The organism is Nodosilinea sp. E11 (assembly GCF_032813545.1).
In the GTDB taxonomy this organism is placed as follows: Bacteria; Cyanobacteriota; Cyanobacteriia; order Phormidesmidales; family Phormidesmidaceae; genus Nodosilinea.
The window spans coordinates 4,905,473-4,922,352 of sequence record NZ_CP136520.1; the positions used below are offsets into that span (position 1 = coordinate 4,905,473).

General features: G+C 54.3%; 13 protein-coding genes. 4 read left to right on the forward strand and 9 right to left on the reverse strand.

The genetic code is table 11. The features are described 5' to 3' along the window. Positions 1–150 precede the first annotated feature (150 nt). From hepC to RRF56_RS23995, 3 genes are read right to left on the reverse strand one after another with little or no spacing between them, the layout of a single operon-like run. Complete coding sequence (gene hepC / locus RRF56_RS23985) at positions 151–1,056, reverse strand: heterocyst development glycosyltransferase HepC (RefSeq protein ID WP_317035673.1); 906 nt, start codon at positions 1,054–1,056, stop codon at positions 151–153. A gap of 53 nt (positions 1,057–1,109) precedes the next feature. After that, positions 1,110–3,314, reverse strand: coding sequence for a polysaccharide biosynthesis tyrosine autokinase (locus RRF56_RS23990; protein ID WP_317035674.1), 2,205 nt, complete (start codon positions 3,312–3,314; stop codon positions 1,110–1,112). Between the two features lie 57 nt (positions 3,315–3,371). Next, complete coding sequence (locus RRF56_RS23995) at positions 3,372–4,499, reverse strand: glycosyltransferase (protein ID WP_317035675.1); 1,128 nt, start codon at positions 4,497–4,499, stop codon at positions 3,372–3,374. 898 nt (positions 4,500–5,397) lie between these two features. On the opposite strand from RRF56_RS23995, the gene RRF56_RS24000 reads away from it, so the two are divergent. Both RRF56_RS24000 and RRF56_RS24005 read left to right on the forward strand, forming a co-directional pair. Beyond that, the gene (locus tag RRF56_RS24000) at positions 5,398–6,555 is read left to right on the forward strand and encodes a polysaccharide biosynthesis/export family protein (RefSeq protein ID WP_317035676.1); all 1,158 of its coding nucleotides are present in this window, start codon (positions 5,398–5,400) and stop codon (positions 6,553–6,555) included. A gap of 847 nt (positions 6,556–7,402) precedes the next feature. Next, complete coding sequence (locus RRF56_RS24005) at positions 7,403–8,026, forward strand: sugar transferase (RefSeq protein ID WP_410510682.1); 624 nt, start codon at positions 7,403–7,405, stop codon at positions 8,024–8,026. On the opposite strand, the gene RRF56_RS24010 is transcribed toward RRF56_RS24005, so the two are convergent. The 3 genes from RRF56_RS24010 to RRF56_RS26485 all read right to left on the reverse strand — a co-directional run bounded on the left by RRF56_RS24010 (position 8,020) and on the right by RRF56_RS26485 (position 11,261). Continuing rightward, a complete protein-coding gene (locus tag RRF56_RS24010) occupies positions 8,020–8,964 on the reverse strand; it encodes a bestrophin family protein (RefSeq protein ID WP_410510683.1) in 945 nt (314 codons plus the stop codon). The two genes, RRF56_RS24005 and RRF56_RS24010, sit on opposite strands and share 7 nt — an antisense overlap. Positions 8,965–9,137: 173 nt before the next feature. Further along, positions 9,138–10,637 carry a GTPase HflX gene (gene hflX / locus RRF56_RS24015; RefSeq protein ID WP_410510684.1) on the reverse strand — a complete coding sequence of 500 codons (1,500 nt, stop codon included), beginning with the start codon at positions 10,635–10,637 and terminating at the stop codon, positions 9,138–9,140. 423 nt (positions 10,638–11,060) lie between these two features. Further along, positions 11,061–11,261 carry a chlorophyll a/b-binding protein gene (locus tag RRF56_RS26485; protein WP_410510512.1) on the reverse strand — a complete coding sequence of 67 codons (201 nt, stop codon included), beginning with the start codon at positions 11,259–11,261 and terminating at the stop codon, positions 11,061–11,063. Between the two features lie 772 nt (positions 11,262–12,033). Here RRF56_RS26485 and RRF56_RS24025 point away from each other — a divergent pair. Both RRF56_RS24025 and RRF56_RS24030 read left to right on the forward strand, forming a co-directional pair. Further along, positions 12,034–12,468, forward strand: a complete 435-nt coding sequence (locus RRF56_RS24025; RefSeq protein WP_317035680.1) for a CAAD domain-containing protein — start codon at positions 12,034–12,036, stop codon at positions 12,466–12,468. A 150-nt stretch (positions 12,469–12,618) separates the two neighbouring features. Further along, the gene (locus RRF56_RS24030; RefSeq protein WP_317035681.1) at positions 12,619–13,941 is read left to right on the forward strand and encodes a hypothetical protein; all 1,323 of its coding nucleotides are present in this window, start codon (positions 12,619–12,621) and stop codon (positions 13,939–13,941) included. A 130-nt stretch (positions 13,942–14,071) separates the two neighbouring features. Here the strand turns inward: RRF56_RS24030 and RRF56_RS24035 are convergent, their stop codons facing one another. Genes RRF56_RS24035 through RRF56_RS24045 form a run of 3 tightly spaced genes read right to left on the reverse strand, consistent with a single transcriptional unit; the run spans position 14,072 to position 16,871 of the window. After that, positions 14,072–15,352 (reverse strand): serpin family protein, encoded by a 1,281-nt coding sequence (locus RRF56_RS24035; RefSeq protein ID WP_317035682.1) that lies wholly within the window; start codon positions 15,350–15,352, stop codon positions 14,072–14,074. A 53-nt stretch (positions 15,353–15,405) separates the two neighbouring features. Next, entirely contained in the window at positions 15,406–16,575 is a 1,170-nt protein-coding gene (locus tag RRF56_RS24040; protein WP_317035683.1) for a tRNA (guanine-N1)-methyltransferase, read from the reverse strand. Then, positions 16,572–16,871 carry a DUF2103 domain-containing protein gene (locus tag RRF56_RS24045; RefSeq protein WP_317035684.1) on the reverse strand — a complete coding sequence of 100 codons (300 nt, stop codon included), beginning with the start codon at positions 16,869–16,871 and terminating at the stop codon, positions 16,572–16,574. Before RRF56_RS24045 ends, RRF56_RS24040 begins: the two co-directional genes overlap by 4 nt. Between the last annotated feature and the right edge of the window lie 9 nt (positions 16,872–16,880).

Genomic DNA, 16,880 nt, shown 5'->3' on the forward strand with positions numbered 1-16,880 from the left:
TTTCTAGGCTATGAGGTCTGAGACCGAAAATGAATTCGTTCTACAACTGATTCCATGGAAAATCAGGTCCATCCATCCTGTCTTGTAGAACGGGCCTTAAATGCTCCAAGCTATCTTTAGGTAAAACTGTTGCGAGTAAGCGCTGTTGCTTTAGTCCAATACCTGTAGCGTAGCTACCGTTAGCTTCTTCAAATCTTTCCACAAGGACCAGTGCCGCAGCTCATGTAGGTCCTTTCGCGCCACAATGTGTGGATGGGTTGCCGGAAAATGAGCGAACTGCCGCAGACTACCGGTAATGCCAGGTAGAGTATGCAGCCGAGCCCTGAGCTCACTGGGCAAAGTCAACGTTTCATAAATAGCAAAGGTATGGGGGCCAACCAGACTAATGTCACCGCGCAGCACATTCAACAGCAGAGGTAGCTTATCAAGATGGCTACGCTTGAGCCATGAACCCAGGGCGGTCATCGTCAAGTTAGTCGGTAGGATGCCCATATCTTGGACAGCTTGGCGATCGCTGCTGACCGTAGTGCGAAACTTGAGCATCTGAAACATCCGTCCCCGCTTGCCGACACGCCATTCACCTTGCAGTATTGGCCCCTTGTCTTGAGCTTTAATTAGCCCAGCCAGCACTAGCATCAACGGGCTAAGTATAACTAAGAGCAGTAGGGCAATAGCGAGATCACACCCTCGCTTAATGGCCCAGGCTCGGGGCTTTTGATTGGCCGGTCGGTAGGGGTTAGCTGGAATTCTTAAAAACAATGGCTTTTGAGCGACTTGGCAAGCCTGAGCCCAAAGGCCAATTGCTTCTACACCTAAAGATGGGTCTATGCAAACGGCCTTGGCTCGCGACTTAGTTAAACATGCTAAAAACCAACCTCGGTCAGCTAAAGCAGGTAAGGGCACATCTTGGCCGCGTATCATCGAACTTACCCATAGCATGTTTTGCCGCCACCGCAGCGAACATTCTGTTTTGTCTTTAACCGAGTTGTCAACAGTGTTAGGTACCTTAGGTAGCACCGGAGCATCTGAGCTAGAGGAGGAGTGTACATCAAGCATTGTCAATATCTCCGAAAATGAGGCAAACACGCAGGAACAAAATGAGTGACGTATCAGGCTTCGAGCGTTATGGCCCCGTAGGCCTGGTTGGAATAGCGAGTTGTAGATGCCCCTTTGGCCCCATTGGCAATGATCCCCAATACGTTGATGGGGGCTAGCAAATCTAATACCTCAGTCAGCTCGGGCTGAGTGATCCGATCGAGCCGAGTAACCAAGACTGTGCTGTCGCAAACGGCCCCCACCTTGAGAGAATCGGCCATGCCCAGCACGGGTGGGGTATCAACCAAGACTACGTCGTAACGAGTCTTGCACTGGGCAATCAACGAGCTAAACCGGGGCGAACTGAGTAATGCGATCGGGTCGGTGGGGGCCGGCCCCGCGGGGAGCACATCGACATGAGCCATGCCAAAATCTAGGCGGTGAGGCTGCCCTTTTTTTTGCCGACCCGCTAACAGGGTAGCCAGACCCGTTTCCATCGTGAGACCTAGCTCGGCCTGAATGCCGGACCGGCGAAGGTCAGCGTCAATGACGAGGACTCGCTGATTCATGCGGGCCAGACTAAATGCCAAACCTAAGGTGAGGGTAGTTTTACCTTCTCCCGCTAGCCCAGAGGTAACGGCAACCGCTTTCGGCACCTGTGCTCCGGGAAGGATCTGGAGGTTGTTGGCAATTAAATCGAGCGAGTCACGAAATTGAGGCCCCATCACGGTTTGCATGAGGGCTGAATCCGCTAGTTCAGGATGCATGATCACTCCGCCGTCTTCGCGCCGCAAGGTAGGCATCACTCTGCCTCGACGGATAGTTTGCAGGGGCAAAATGCCGAGTAGTGGTAAAGGCACCTGCTTTCTGAGTTCTTCTGAGGTGCGTACTCGCTTGTCCATACTGTCTATGGCAAAGGCCAAAGCACCCCCCGCGAAAAGTCCCAGGACTAGGCCTAACGCAATGGGCCTGACCGGGTCGGGGCCAATGCGCTTGCCTGCTCGGGGCGGCTCGATAATTTGCCAGAGAAACCCACCTCGGGCCAGTTCTGAGCTGAGTTGCTCGCGCTGGGTAAGCAACTGCTCAAAGGTAGTGCGGTTAATTTCTACAGAGGGTTGTAGCCGGTCATATTGGGCGATTAACCCCGGAAACCGGTCAATCTCTTGGCGTAGCAAATTTTCTGTCTCAGCGAGGGCGTTGAGGCGAGCCGTTAGCTCCTGGAGGGAGATATCGGCTTCAATCAGTTCGCTGACTAAGCTGAGATCGACCTGGCCAAGCTGTAGATAAGACTGCATCGTGGCATCAAGGTTGGCACCAGGCTGTCGCACTACGGTGCTAATTTCTTGGCGCAGTTGAGCCAGCTGGTTCTCACGTTGGCTAGCCAGCACCTGTACGGTAGGGTCTTGGTCGGTAAACAAAATTTGGCGGTCAGCCAAGGCTAATGAGGTTTCTTGCAGGGTGTTGAGCAAGGTTTGAATTCGGCCCGATTGACTCAGCCGTGAGGCGACTAAGGCTGCTTGGGGCGATAGAGCAAGGCGACTTTCAAGGGTTGCATATTTTCGCTCCATTTGATTCAGGTCTGCCGCTAACTTGCGTTGTTCGTCTAAGACCCGCCCTAAAGACTCTACAGCAGCCTGCCCCTGGAGATAGGGATCTAGAATATTTTGGCTTTGCCGAAATTGCTCTAGATCAGCCTGAGACTGCGCCAAATTAGCTTGAGTATTGGCTAGTTGGTTATTGATGTGCTCTAGCCCTCGGGTTAAACGGTTTGCCTGTTGCTCTTGGTTGTATTGCAGATACACTGACTCCAAGGCAGCTAAGACTCGCTGAGTCCTGAGCGGATCTTCATCGGTGTAAGTTGCTTGAAAAATACGGGTACTATCGTCTCCTTCTTCTACTTGAAATAGAAAAAATTGATTTTCGACTTGCTCTGATGTGAGGTCGGGATACTCTTCTTGCAATAATGCAACTGCATCGTCAATAAACTGACTACTTCGCATGAGGTTAAGCTGAGTAGCATAGTCAATTTGGTTAGCACGTCCGTCGGCAACACCAGCAAAATCTTGCAGCTTTAGGTCTTGATCGAAGTTGGGTTCAACAATCAGCTGCATGGTACTGCGGTAGATCGGTCTCTCTTGTAATGACACATAGACCGCCCCTGCCATGGCGATCGCTAGAGTCCCAGCAATCCAAGGCCAACGTCGCAACAGGGTTGCAAACAGCTGGCCGTAGCCAAACTCTGTGTCTTGATGGGGAGGTGTAGCGGAGGTAGAGACCATAATTAACCCTGAAAATCAACCCTAAATACATAATCGACTCTGAATAAGTGATTGGCTCTATGCCAAACTCGGGGTATTCAGGCCAAGCTGATCAGCAGTAGATGAATCTAGCGTTTGGATCAGAAACTGATCTAACTTTTGGAAAAATGCGGACTCAGTAAAATTAGATAGAGCATGTTTGCGGATTTGGTGGTAGTCCCAGTCACATTGAGACGCTTCGATGAGTGCAGCATGGAGAGCTTCAGGGGACTGCCGATTGAAAAATACTCCAGTGACTCCCGGCACCTGGGTATCCAGCACCCCCCCAGCACCAAACGAAACAACGGGTGTACCGCTAAAGTTGGCTTCAATGGGCACCAAACCATAGTCTTCAAGGGCAGCGACAATGACCATACGGGCTTTAGCAAATAGGCGAGTCCGCTCTTCGTCACTGACGTGGCCAATGAAGGTAATGTTCTCCAAAGCAATTGACTCTAGTCGTTCTCGTTCGGGGCCGTCGCCCATAATCACTAGAGGCCAACCCAGCCAATTGAAGGCTTCGACAATGATGTCTACGCGTTTGTAGCTGAGTAACCGGCAAGAAACCAGATAAAAATCCTCTTTTTGGGCAGAAAACTCAAACTGGCTGCCATCAATGGGGTAGTTGATGAACGAAGCGGGGCGATCGTAGATGCGCTGAATCCGCTCGGCTACGGTGCTGGAGTTGGCTACATAAATGTTGGGTTCGCTGGCATAGTGCAAATCGAGTTTGCGCATTTGGTGAAAGATTGGCTCCAGCAGCGGTGAGAGCATCTGATACTCTTTGTAGCCTCGCAAGTAGGTTTGGGTATCCCATAGAAAGCGAGTGATGTTGTGGCAAAAACAGATGTGCATGGCATCGTCGCGAGTGCGTACGGCCTTGGCGAAGCTAGTGGTGCTGCTAAACACCAGATCATATTCTTCTAGCTCAAGCAATCGAAACGCCGGAAAGTAAAGGGGCGCAAACAAACGAAAGTGACGAGAAGCACCAGGTATTGACTGTAGTGCGGTGGTATTGACCACGCGATCGCGCAGATCAATTGTGCGTTCAGGATCGTAGAGCGACGTAAAAATGTCGGCATGGGGAAACCGTTTGCACAACAATTCAAACACTCGTTCGGCCCCACCTCGCTGGGTGAGATAGTCGTGGACCAGCGCAATTTTCATTGCAGTATTTTCTCCTATGGAGGCTCGGGGGCTTGAAATACGTGCGGGTGGAGCGCCAGTTTGCCTGGACGGACAAGTTATCAACAGCAACTAAGGCAAATGTTACGGGCTAAATAGATAGATTCCGGAACTTATAAAAATACAGTGTTCCGACAAGTATCGGAAATCACTAGTGACGAATGATAACTAGAACTTAAGACAATTACGATTCGTAAAATGTTCCTACATATAATATACGAATAAGAGTTTGAGTGGACTATATCATCTGATTGCGGTACAGCGCATATACCTCTCGGTAGATTGACGGAGGCCAATTCAGTTGACGTATCCAAAATTACTTGGCCCAGCCCGAAAATTAATCAGGGCCAGTCGTAGGGTATAAGAGATCGATCGATAAGAAAGCAGCGAAACCATTCAGCTCCTGAGTCACGGGTTGAAGTAATCCACGATAGATACTAAACCTCCCTAGGCTGTAGAATCCGTTGTGCGGATCCAGAGTACAACCTAGGGATTATAGGGTAGATGCGTACAGTAGATGATCGAGGGTAGCTGCGGAGACCACCACTCCACAGCTTTGGGGTAAACCTCTATAGGTGAGTGCGTAGATGATCTATCGTGTAGAAACATACCGAGAGAACACCTGCTGATCAGGACTCTTTTCGGTAAATTTGTGGATATCGTCGGTAAAATTACTAAACTTTTGGCCGCCGGTCACCGAAAAAATACGGAGGAACTTATTGAGGATCGATCGGTTCCTTAAGGTAGTGCCCTGTTCCGTAGTCCATGATCTGCCAATGACGTTTGGGTGAACTGTCCGGATCCTTCGTTGGGTCATTGGTGGATAGGTCGCGCACAGCGTGCAGAAAAGATGAACAGCTACTGTTTTATGATTCGTTCCATGGCTAGTTTTATGGTTTTGCAAAACTATTGTCTTAAATCTATTAAATCTATTGGGCTAGGTCTAGTCGTAGGGGTAGGTGCGATCGCCCCAATCGCACCAGTCTTGGCACAGTCAATGCAGCAGGTCACCCAGGCTGTGCCCGCCTCCCCTGCCGGATTGCCTATGGGTAACCCCTTGCCTTTGCAGACTGTCGAGGCAGCCCAATCCTTAGACTTGACCTATCGCCTAGGTACTGGCGATGTGATTGCGATTGTGGTGTTTGGTGCTGAAGAATACAGTGTTGAGGGCATTGTTTTGCAAGATGGCACTATTAATTTGCCTCGGGTTGGTCAGGTGCAGGTGCAGGGGCTGACCTTGCGAGAAACTGAAGCGGCTATTGCCGCCCGCTACAGCGTTTTTATGCGACAGCCGATGGTTTCTATCTCTCCGGTCAATCTACGCCCCGTGCGTGTCGCTATCTCAGGCGAAGTCAAGCGCCCTGGTTCTTATACAGTGCGCCGTACCAACGAGAACAATAACTTCAACACAACCGATTCCCGCTTTCCGACCTTGACCGAAGCTATTTCCCAAGCCGGGGGCATTACCGCTCGAGCCAATATTAGCGAGGTCATCCTGCGGCGACCCGTAGGCTACAACCAGGTGCAAACTAGCCGCTATAACCTGTGGGATCTACTTCAGTCTGGCGACCTGGGTAAAGACATTGTGCTTCAGGGCGGGGATGAAATTGTCGTTCCTACCGCTACGACCCTAACCGCCAGTGAAGCGGCGGCCTTAGCCAGTGCTAACTTTGCTCCAGAAAGTATCAACGTCTATGTCGCGGGTGAAGTAGAGCGTCCTGGTCAACTCCAGGTGCCGCTCAATACCTCCCTCAACGAAGTGCTGCTCAATGCAGGAGGCTTTAACCGCCGCAGGGCCAATGTCAATACCGTTACTTTAGTTCGACTAGCCGCCGACGGTACCGCCCAGCAGCAGCAAATTGCCGTTGATTTCAGCCAAAACGTTAACGACACCAACAATCCCATTCTGCAAGAGCGCGACGTTATCGTAGTTGATCGCTCAGGGTTAACAACCTTTGGCGATACGACCTCTACATTACTCAGCCCGTTCACTCAGATTCTCAACAGCATTTTTGGCTTCCGGCGCATTTTCGATTAAGCTTCACTTTGATGAAGGAGCTTAATTAAGGCAACCTTGCGGAGAAACACCGATCGCCAGCAGGTGAACTCGGGGACAAGCGGATTAGCTTATCTACACCAATTTTTGATGCCAATTTCTATGGGCAAGCAAAAAAGCAGAAATCGGGAAACGATTTGCTAACTTTTTCGTCTATATATCTAGGAAGTCAGTTCACAATCAATCGAGCCTAAAGCCTTTTCCTCGGAGAGAGGCAGCAAGGATCTGTTGTGTTGTCGTTACTCTCTAGGGGCGGCCCAGCCAACTAGAAACGCTCATTTCGCTCAAGCTTTTCCTGAATTATCGGCCGTCATGGGCTCAATTGAGCCCTGATCTCCTGGGCTGAGCTAGCGGTGTTCTACCCTATTTTGTCCAGACCTAAATTTCAAAAACTCAAGATTAATGTGATCAATCATCCGGGTTAAAAATTTTAGGTCTGTAAAGGAAAACAATCCGCTAAGGTCGATGTTTTCGATAGCGGACGACAACGATCGCTTGAGATAGCCGTAGTCACCTGGGTTAGGACATCCAGAAACCTTAGAAACGTTCGAACGCCCAAGCGTTCTTAGGGAAAATGTCTTAACCAGACTGGCTACAGCTATATCTAGGCCTTTTTAAGGCGCGATCGCCCTAGACCGAAGCTAGATTCTCGATCGACAGTATCAGCAAGCCATTATCTTGCTGATTGAACAATTGGAGCCACGCAATTTTTACAGGATTTGGTGTAAGTCTAATTGTAAGCTCTGGTAGACCTATGTTTTCTTCCTTGCATTCTCCCTTGAAGGTAGAGCTATCTGCGCTGCAAGAGAGCCTAACCGTGCCCGATAGTATGGGCTCATTGCCGATTCATCCCTCAGTCACCTCGTTTTTGAAGCGGTGTTTAGACATTGCCGGTGGGCTAGTGGGTATGGGCCTTTTGCTACTGTTACTGCTGCCCATTGCGATCGCTATTCAGCTCGACAACCCAGGCCCCGTTTTTTATAGCCAGGTTCGCTGTGGCTACCGAGGTCAACCCTTTCGCATTTGGAAGTTTCGCTCTATGGTCACCAATGCCGATGACCTCAAGCATTTGGTTGAAAATGAAGCCCAGGGTCTCATTTTTAAAAATGAAAACGATCCCCGCATCACCTGTGTCGGTCGCTTTTTGCGCCGCACTAGTCTAGACGAGTTTCCGCAGTTCTGGAATGTTCTGAAGGGACATATGAGCCTAGTGGGCACCCGTCCCCCCACCCTTGATGAAGTGAGTCAATACCAGCCCCACCACTGGCAGCGGCTAAACGTTAAACCCGGCCTTACCGGTAAGTGGCAAGCCAACGGCCGCTCCGCCGTCAAAGATTTTGAAACTATCGTCAAAATGGATGTCGAGTATCAGGCCCAGTGGTCGATAGGCCACGATACCCAGCTCATTTTAGACACCATTCGCGCCGTCGTGCTCAGCCGGGGAGCCTACTGAACGATCTCAACCGGCGATGGGGGGCCCTGGGGCGATCGCCCCGCCCCCGGCACCAGCGAGATCAAGTCCTCAATGTTTTGCTGCATGGTATGACAGATGGCATCTAGCGGCAGATCGTTGGGGTCGTGGCCGAAGGGGTTTTCGATTTCAATACCAATTTCTTCAATGCCAAATACCGCAAAGCTAATCAGCGCGACCAAAAGCGGCGTACCCCACCCCACCGAAGCCACCATTTGAAACGGCAGGGCCAGACAATAGAGCATCAACAACTGCTTTAGGTGAATCGAGTAGGCTACCGGCATCGGCGTCTTCAGAATGCGTTCACACCCGCCCAAGGCATCGACCAGGTCATCTAACGTTTCTAGACAGTAAGTGAGCTGATAAGGATTGAGGGTGCCTCGGGTCTGCTGGGTTTGCAAATAGTCGGCCACCCAAAAGGCAATCTCTAGGGGTGGATTATTCATCGCTCGCAGTTTGGCAAACTGGTCAGCGGTCAGCAAATTGGCCAGTTCTGTATCGGGCGGTTCGCCGCGCAGGTGCAGCTTTGTGGCGATCGCAAAGGCCGGGAGCAGTCGCACGGCAGCAATTTTGGCCTCGTGGTCGGCAGGCTCAGGAATCTCAATCGCCACCCACAACTGCCGGGCCAGGTTGCGCGTCAGGTTGACTACATTGCCCCACAGCTTGCGCCCCTCCCAAAACCGCTCGTAGGAGGTGTTGGTGCGAAACACCAGCAGCAGACCCAGCACCAGACTGGGCACTAGCGAACCTAAAATCGGCGACGACAGCGGCCAGCCCCGGCCATACAGCAGCAAAATGCCCCAGGCAAATACAGCGCAGAGTAGCACCCGAGGCATCACCGCCGGAATCACCGACCCTCGGACGCTAAATAGCAGCCGAAACCAGTCTTGCTCGTAGCGGCGAATGCTGCGCTTGACCATCTGATCGGGCACCGACGACTCCTTGTCTGGATGGCTAGGGGATCTGTGGGGCCTAGAGAACAATTGCGATCATAGGCGATCGCCTTGTAGCCACCTCAACCAGCCCGATTCTAGCGCGTTGCCCGCTACCCTCCTCGCGCTAACGATGAGACCGAATCTTCCCAGTGGTTCGCCTATAGGGTGACCGCGTAGTCGATCAGCTGGAGAAGGCGCGATCGCAGTGTTTCTAGCCCCATGCGTTCGGTCGCTGAGATAAACAGGGCCTGGGGATACTCATCTTGGGCGATCGCCAGCACTTCGCTACTTACCCGGTCGGCCTTGTTAAACACCAACAGCATTGGCCCCGGCACAATTGGCATGTCTTTGAGAATTTGCATCACCCAGTGAATTTGGTCTTGCCAGGCTGGATGCGACACATCGACGACATGGAGTAGGGCATCGGCCTCGGTGACTTCTTCGAGGGTGGCCCGAAAGGCGTCCATCAGCGAGGCGGGTAATTCTTCGATAAAGCCTACGGTATCGGTGACCACCAGCTGAGTAGTCTGGTTGGTCTCAGGATCGGTAATCGCCAGGCGGCGGGTGGTGGGGTCAAGGGTGGCAAACAGCTGGTCTGCCGCGTAAACCGCTGAGTTCGTCAAGGTGTTGACCAGAGTTGACTTGCCCGCGTTGGTGTAGCCCACCACGGCGATCGACGGTAGGTTGTCGTCTTGGCGACGGTGACGCAACCGCGCCCGGTGCGCCTGCAACTGGTTGACCTCTTGCTGAAGTTTGACAATGCGCCGCTGAATGGTGCGGCGCTCGGTCTCAAGCTTGGTTTCACCGGGGCCACGGGTGCCAATGCCGCCCCCCAACCGCGACATGGTCCGTCCGCGCCCGGTCAGGCGAGGCATCTGATACTCTAGCTGAGCCAGCTCGACTTGCAGCTTGCCGGCCCCACTCTTGGCCCGCTGGGCAAAGATATCGAGAATTAACTCAGTGCGATCGACTACGCGAATGCCCACTAGGTTCTCTAGGTTGCGCACCTGCACCGGAGACAGATCGCGATCGAACACCACCAAATTGGCTCCCACCGTTTGGGCTGCCAAAGCCACCTCCTGCACCTTCCCGGCTCCCAGCACCGTCTGAGGGTGGGGTCGGGGGCGCTTTTGGGTCATGGTGTCTAGCACTTCGCCCCCGGCACTATCGACTAGGCGCTCCAGTTCTTCTAGGCGAGTTTGAAAATGATCGGGGCTCTGGTTATTGGTAAATAGCCCCACCACTAACACGCGATCGCGATCGACCTCCACCTGCAAAGCGGTAAAGGCCCGGCTAAACTCAGCCTCTACCCCCTCGACTAAGGCCAAAAAGTCTTGCTGGCTCAGCGCTTCTAGATCAGTAGTGGCCGACACCAGCCAGCGCTGTTCGGGGTGGGGCACCAGGTGAGCCAAATAGGTGGTTTGAATGTATCCCGTTGCACCGCCGCCTCTCCGGGTAAAGCCGCTGCCCGTCAACGCCAGCACCGCCAGCACATCGAGGCGCTGCAACGCCATAGTCGTGAGAATTGCCTCGGAGGGCGGGTCGGTTTCAAACTGCGTGGCAATGCAGCGAATGCCGCTGAGTCGTTCAGCCCCATAGCGCGGCAACTCCGCCAGCGGAATCTGGGTCTGCCGCAGGGTGCCGACCCCCACTCGCATGACCTGACCACGCCGGTTGATGTAAGCACAGACCGGGTTGCCAATGTCAGTGCTGACCGCCGCCAGCCGCTGGGCAAACTCGGGTGTCACCACGCAGTCTCCCGGTAGCCGCTGGTGGTATAAGTTGCGTAACTGCTTTAGTTGGCTTGGCTTCAGCCCCTTTAAATTGCCATAGATGGTTTCGATAACGCCGACCTGCTCCTAAACCAGTGTGGTCTCAATCGCCTGAGCCTCTTACCCAGTTCAGTACAGCGGATCGTTTAAGACGGCCTATAGCCCAAAGACCTCCACCGTCAAACCGGGGCTCAGGCTATAGATTATATAACTTTGGCTTCAGGCTGGGGCCAAACAATAAAGAGGATGCCGCTAGCGACATCCTCTTAGACATAAACCTTTGAGTGGTTTGTGGAAGAACAGCTTCAATTAAAACAGACCCAACCAGTGGAAGAATCCTTGACCGGTGGTGAGCTCAACTAGCAGGGCACCGAGAAAGCCAATCATCGCTAGGCGACCATTCCAAAGTTCAGCACTGGGGTTAGAGCCAAACTCAAATTTGGTGCCGTACTCACCGTACTTGCGACCGAATTGATCGCCGTAGTTCATATCGTCTTGGGGATTAGCCATAGCAAAAACGCCTTTTAGTGTTGGAGCAGAGAAGTAACTACAGCCAGAACGATTGAGGAAGATGCTCCCCGGTCGAACCAGTTCTCAAGGGCACAGGTCGTACTGAGCTAAGAGCTTGCGGCTGTGTTGTCATTTAACTTAACAGTGCGATCGCAGGGAGCTATCTGTAAATAGGTAGAAGACTAATGGGGCGCTGTTCTATCGTCGGTTATAGGTGACGGCCCACAATAGCCGTGGAATGGCGATCGCTGGCCATCGCCTACTAAAAACAACCTCAGGGATGCGTTCGGCTTTACCCTAGCGCTGCTCAACCGATCATTTTATTGAGATCTGCTCAATCTCTGTACTACGTATATGCCCCAACGTTTTGGGTATACAAGATTCGCTATAGTACTAGGGCTGATTTTGAGAGCACCCATGGCCAGACAATATCGGGCAGATCGCAGCGGTGATCAGAGTTTTATTCGGTGGTCCTCTGCATCGTCCTCTAGGGGGTGTCGTCCTAGGCTGGCGCTCGATTCAGATCTAAAAGTTGATCGACGGCGGCTGTACAACTATTTAGACTCGTTGGAAAGCCTGTCTGGCGAATAATAGCTATAGCCCTAGAGGCTGGGGGTGAGTCATTGGGGTATTTACTTCCTAAGGAGCATGAAAATTAGCGAGGTTCGGTTTATAACTTTCCTAAGGTTAAGAACAAAAAGAATAGATTAGTGTATTCTTGATTTCGTAATTTTTCACTGCTACGTTAACTAAGCCCCTGGGATCATCAGCCATGAGTACAGAGTTTCAATCAGACACAACCTACACAGAGTTTACAGAGCCAGAAGTCCCCACGGTCACAGTTGACACCACTGATTCCACCGCCAGTGACTTAGGCGACGAAGCGGCTCGGCAAGTCAAGCAAGTGTGGGACAAAGTCTCGGCACTGCTGGGTGACCTGCCCGACTATGTCTCGGAGTTCGTCCAACGCTACCGACGGCCCATTGTGACCGTTGGCCTGATCATCGCGGCGTTTATTGCCGTCAAACTGGTGTTAGCCCTGTTAGGAGCGGTCAATGATGTGCCGCTGCTAGCTCCTACTTTTGAGCTAATCGGCCTAATTTACAGTGGCTGGTTTCTCTACCGTTACCTACTCAAGGCCTCAAACCGCCAAGAGTTGCTCAACGACATTGGGGCCATCCGCGACCAAGTTTTGGGTAAAGGATAGAGATGGATCAGCCGTACTGACGGCGCTACCCATCCTCGCAATACGGTAACTGCCCCCTGTGGTTCAAGATCACGCTTTCTATACTGGTTGTAACTACAGCTGGTAAAAGCAGCTAGCGTGATTGTTAGAGCCCAGGGGTTCACTTCTTTTATGGCGCAAACAAAGACAATTACCCAGGCGGTAGAGCGCCTGGGCTACCGAGTAACGGTGGGTGACGTGGCCGCCGAAGCAGGCCTGCCTCTATTGGAAGCTCAGCAAGGCATATTGGCCCTTGCCACGGAGACCCAGGCCCACTTGCAAGTGGCAGAATCGGGCGAGATCGCCTACGTTTTCCCGAAAAATCTTCAGGCGATCCTGTGGAGCAAGTCTTGGCGACTGCGATGGCAGGCCACTTGGGAAAAAGTGTGGCGGGTCTTGTTTTATCTGATCCGGATTTCCTTCGGCGTTCTGCTGATTTTGTCGCTGGTGCTGATTGTGGTGGCCATTACGCTACTGGCGATCGCGGCTAGCAGCGCCGGCCAGCAGGGCGACAATCGTCGCCGGAGTGGTGGTGGCGGCATGATCTTCATGCCCCGCCTGTGGATCGGCCCTAGCCCCTTCCGCATGTTTCGGCCACCGGGGCGGCGGCACCCTCTGCCTCAGAACCGCACTCCAGCCGAGATGAACTTTTTAGAGGCGGTGTTCTCGTTCTTGTTTGGCGATGGCAATCCCAACGCCGATCTAGACGATCGCCGCTGGCAAACTATTGCCCAGGTGATTCAGTCCAACGAGGGTGTGGTAGTAGCTGAGCAAATTACCCCCTTCCTGGGCGACTTGGGCAAAGGCTGGGACAAAGACCTCGAAGACTTTATGGTGCCAGTGCTGAGCCGCTTCAACGGGTTGCCCCAGGTCAGCCCTCAAGGGGGGATTGTGTACCAGTTTCCTGAGCTACAGGTGACCGCTAAAACGCAGCGCCAGCTTACCCCGCCTCGCTTTTTACAGGAGCTACCCCGCAAATTTAGCCAGGCCAGTTCTGGGCAAATCATGGGGGCCATTGGCCTGGGTGGAGCCAACCTGATTGGTGCTCTCGCCCTGGGCAGCATGCTGCGAGACCAGGCTGCCTTAGTGGCAGAGTTAGGCGGCATTGTCGCCCTAGCTAACTCGTTGTATTGGGTACTGTTGGGCTATGGAGCCGCCTTTTTGGCCGTGCCCCTAGTGCGCTACTTCTGGGTGCAGCAGCAAAATAGCCGCATCGCTACCCGCAACGCCGAACGCGAACAGCGGGCTGAGGAACTGAATCAACTCACCGCTGACCAGCGCGAAAAGCTAGCCTTTGCCCAGACCCTCACCACCCAAACGGTGCTAGGCACCGACAACCTGGCCTACACCACCGAAACTGACTTAACCGAGCAAGAAGTGGCGCAGAAAGACAAGATTGACGCCGAGTGGCAGCGGTTACTAGAGCAGCGCGGCGGCAAGGGAGGGGGCGGGTAGATGGGTGGATGGGGATTGTTGTCATACCGAATCCGACTTGTCAAACCCCGGTTCAAAACTGGTACCTCGTAGGGGCATTGCAGTGCAATGCCCCTACAAGTTGGGGGTATACAGATAGGATTTGGTTTCACTAGCGGGGATCGACGATCGCCCCAACGAACAGCAACGTGCCAGTGCTGCGATCGCGAATTGCGGCTACAAAGGGCCGGTCAACCACTAACTCAAACGGATCCTCCGGTGGCATCGGCATCGAGGTGGGCATGATGCCAATGGCGGTACTGGCGGCGGCTTCGGTTCCCGCTTCATTGACCTCAATAAAGGTTTTGTGGCGCACCTGGTTGATAAAGGCATCGAGGTCAGTCAGGCCCGAAAAGTCGGCTTTACCCGCCTCAAAGGCCACCCCCATGCCAAGCGCCCCAAGGGCGGGGATCAGGTTGGCTTCGTACTCAAACTGGAACCGAGGGATCTGGACCCGGCCAGGGCGCGATCGCAGTTGTCCCATCCAGTTCTCCCAGTTCTCTGCGGTGAGCAAGCTAGAAAACTCTGCCAGATCAAGGCCGGGGGCGGGCAAGATCACCTCAAAGCTGAGGGAGCCATTGCCGTAGGGCAGGCTCACCGCCTGAAACTGGTCGGTTTCTAGGTACTGATATTCGCCGGTCTGGGCCATCAGAGGATGCTCGATGGTTTCGCCGCTGGCCAGGGTAAAGGGGCGATCGCGAGTCTGGGCCGGCTCAAAGGCTTCACTCCACGCGCCCTTAAAGTAGACGGCATTGACCAGCACCAGCAGTTGATCGGCGGGCAACTGCTCAACAATGGTAGGAATGCGATCGCGGGTGTGGGTTTTGACCCAGTCATTGATGCGATCGACGGCGCTGGGCTGGCCAAAGTCTAGGGCGGCGACCTCGGCGGCGTAGGTGGTCTGCATGCGATCGATGTAGTCGGCCCGCACCGGCAGCGTCTCATTGACCCAAAGAGAATTGGCGATTTCCAGGGCCACCTCGGGGTCTAGCTGGGTCAAGTACTGGGTCAGTGCCTGATTGCCCGCGTTGATCGCGTCAAGGTCGAGGCCTTGGAGGCTAAGGGCATCGGCGATCGCCTGCTGGGTTTCGCCGCCCGCGCCGTTGTAGGCCATGGCCAGCGCCAGGGCAACGCTGGTGGGCGACACCAGCACATTCTCCTGGGGGGTTGCTTGGCGCAGCTGCTCAAACAGGGCAAAGCCAAACTCAATCTGGGCCTGGGTCAGTTCTCTCGTCACGGTGGGGGCCTGGGCTAAACGGTCAAAGGACTCGGCCTGATTCTCGTAGGGGCTGGAGGCCGAGGTTCGAGTCTGCGCCTGGATCTGGGCACAGCCCAAGGTCAGGGCCGCCAAACCGCCCGCAAGGGCCGCCCAGCCTATCCATGGATGGTTCATTGCAAGGGAATTGATTAACGCTGTTCTCACCTTGCCACGACAGCCCCGCAGGCTCAGTCTGGTTGCAAGAATGGAAACTGCTGGGCGATCGCCACACAGGCTGTCAAGGTCGCATCGGTCTTCACCCCCTGCCAATCCATCGACGGTATTGCCGCCCGGTAGCCCTGGGCCTGGAGTGCCGCAATCAGCCAGTCGCGATTGGGAATATCGATCTGGCCTCGGCGGCCAATCTCACCGAGGGGATAGTAGTAGGGCGGCAGGTCGTTTTCTTGGGCCATAGTCGTCAGCAGTTGGGCAGGCTTTGGCCAACCCCAGCTCTCAGCCAGCGTTTGCATCGCCGCCAGGGTGGCTCCGTCGTGCAGCGGCCCCAGCCACATTGGCCCACTCACTACCGGAGCCGCTGGAGGTTCGCCCGATGGGCAAAGACAGCTCACCCGGCCCAGGTGCCGCCAGCCGACTGGTTGAAAGTGGCCACAGTGGTGACAGTAGGCCACAAAGCCGTAGGTCGCCGCCGTCAGCGTCGGTTTGCTCACGAGCCGCACCATGACCCGGTGCACCTGGCCCGTAAACAACGAGAACACCGGCTCAATGCCCAGCCCCCGTGCTGCCGCCGTTTGGGCCGCGTGGCCAATCATCAGCCGCAGACCCTGCTCATGGACAGCGGGGTGCGATCGCGCCCAGGCCCCATAGACCTTTAAACTGCGCTCTGGGTCGTGGCCGCTGGTGGTGCGGCCATCGGTGCTGGTGAGGTAGAGCATCCCCCCCAGCTTGGTGGCCCATAGCCCGTTGCTGACGTAGGGGGCGGGGCTGCCAAAGTTGTCGATATCGACTATGTCGTAAAAGTCGCGCTGTTGATAGCAGGTAAAAAAAACCTGATTGGCATCCTGGTGGGTAAGGCCGTAGGTCTGGGCGGGCAAGCGCGCCAGATTTTGGCTCAGCACCGGGGCCAGGTCAGGGTTCCCTTCGTTGGCCCAGACCCAGTCGGCTTGGGCCTCTAACACGTAGCGCAGGGGGCGCACACCACAACCCGTCATGGCATCGAGCACCCGCAGATGACCGTGGCGCTGGCGGTAGACCGCTGCCGCCAGCACAGCCAGGTCGCGCGCGATCGCACTTTTGGGTCGGTAAAAGGCTGACCCCAGAGCAAAGGTTGCCTGTCCTTCGCGGTGCAACGCCAACTCGGGCTGATCTACCTGAGCGGGAGAGGGCGACCCTGGGGTCACCGGGCGGCCTCGATCGCTAGGGCGATCGCATTTTCTAGCACCGGCTTGTCTAGCTCGGTGAGCACAAATACCTCTTGCACGGTTTTGCCTTTGCGGGCAATCAGCTTAAACCCGCCGCGAATGGGTACCGATACCTTCACCCGCAACTCGGGAGAGTGGGCTCTAACGTTTGCAATTACCCCAGGAGTCACGGTGCCAATACCGGGTTGTTCTAAAAGACGTTCAAGGATGGGAATCAGCCCGGGCAAGTGGGTGGAGTGGTTCCAGACAAGGCGACCGTCCGAGGCTTGTGTCATGGGGTTGTT

Bases quoted from the DNA above. Each gene is read 5' to 3' on its own strand.
- hepC (WP_317035673.1), bottom strand. From the start codon at position 1,056: ATGCTTGATGTACACTCCTCCTCTAGCTCAGATGCTCCGGTGCTACCT.
- RRF56_RS23990 (WP_317035674.1), bottom strand. From the start codon at position 3,314: ATGGTCTCTACCTCCGCTACACCTCCCCATCAAGACACAGAGTTTGGC.
- RRF56_RS23995 (WP_317035675.1), bottom strand. From the start codon at position 4,499: ATGAAAATTGCGCTGGTCCACGACTATCTCACCCAGCGAGGTGGGGCC.
- RRF56_RS24000 (WP_317035676.1), top strand. From the start codon at position 5,398: ATGGCTAGTTTTATGGTTTTGCAAAACTATTGTCTTAAATCTATTAAA.
- RRF56_RS24005 (WP_410510682.1), top strand. From the start codon at position 7,403: ATGGGCTCATTGCCGATTCATCCCTCAGTCACCTCGTTTTTGAAGCGG.
- RRF56_RS24010 (WP_410510683.1), bottom strand. From the start codon at position 8,964: ATGGTCAAGCGCAGCATTCGCCGCTACGAGCAAGACTGGTTTCGGCTG.
- hflX (WP_410510684.1), bottom strand. From the start codon at position 10,637: ATGCGAGTGGGGGTCGGCACCCTGCGGCAGACCCAGATTCCGCTGGCG.
- RRF56_RS26485 (WP_410510512.1), bottom strand. From the start codon at position 11,261: ATGGCTAATCCCCAAGACGATATGAACTACGGCGATCAATTCGGTCGC.
- RRF56_RS24025 (WP_317035680.1), top strand. From the start codon at position 12,034: ATGAGTACAGAGTTTCAATCAGACACAACCTACACAGAGTTTACAGAG.
- RRF56_RS24030 (WP_317035681.1), top strand. From the start codon at position 12,619: ATGGCGCAAACAAAGACAATTACCCAGGCGGTAGAGCGCCTGGGCTAC.
- RRF56_RS24035 (WP_317035682.1), bottom strand. From the start codon at position 15,352: ATGAACCATCCATGGATAGGCTGGGCGGCCCTTGCGGGCGGTTTGGCG.
- RRF56_RS24045 (WP_317035684.1), bottom strand. From the start codon at position 16,871: ATGACACAAGCCTCGGACGGTCGCCTTGTCTGGAACCACTCCACCCAC.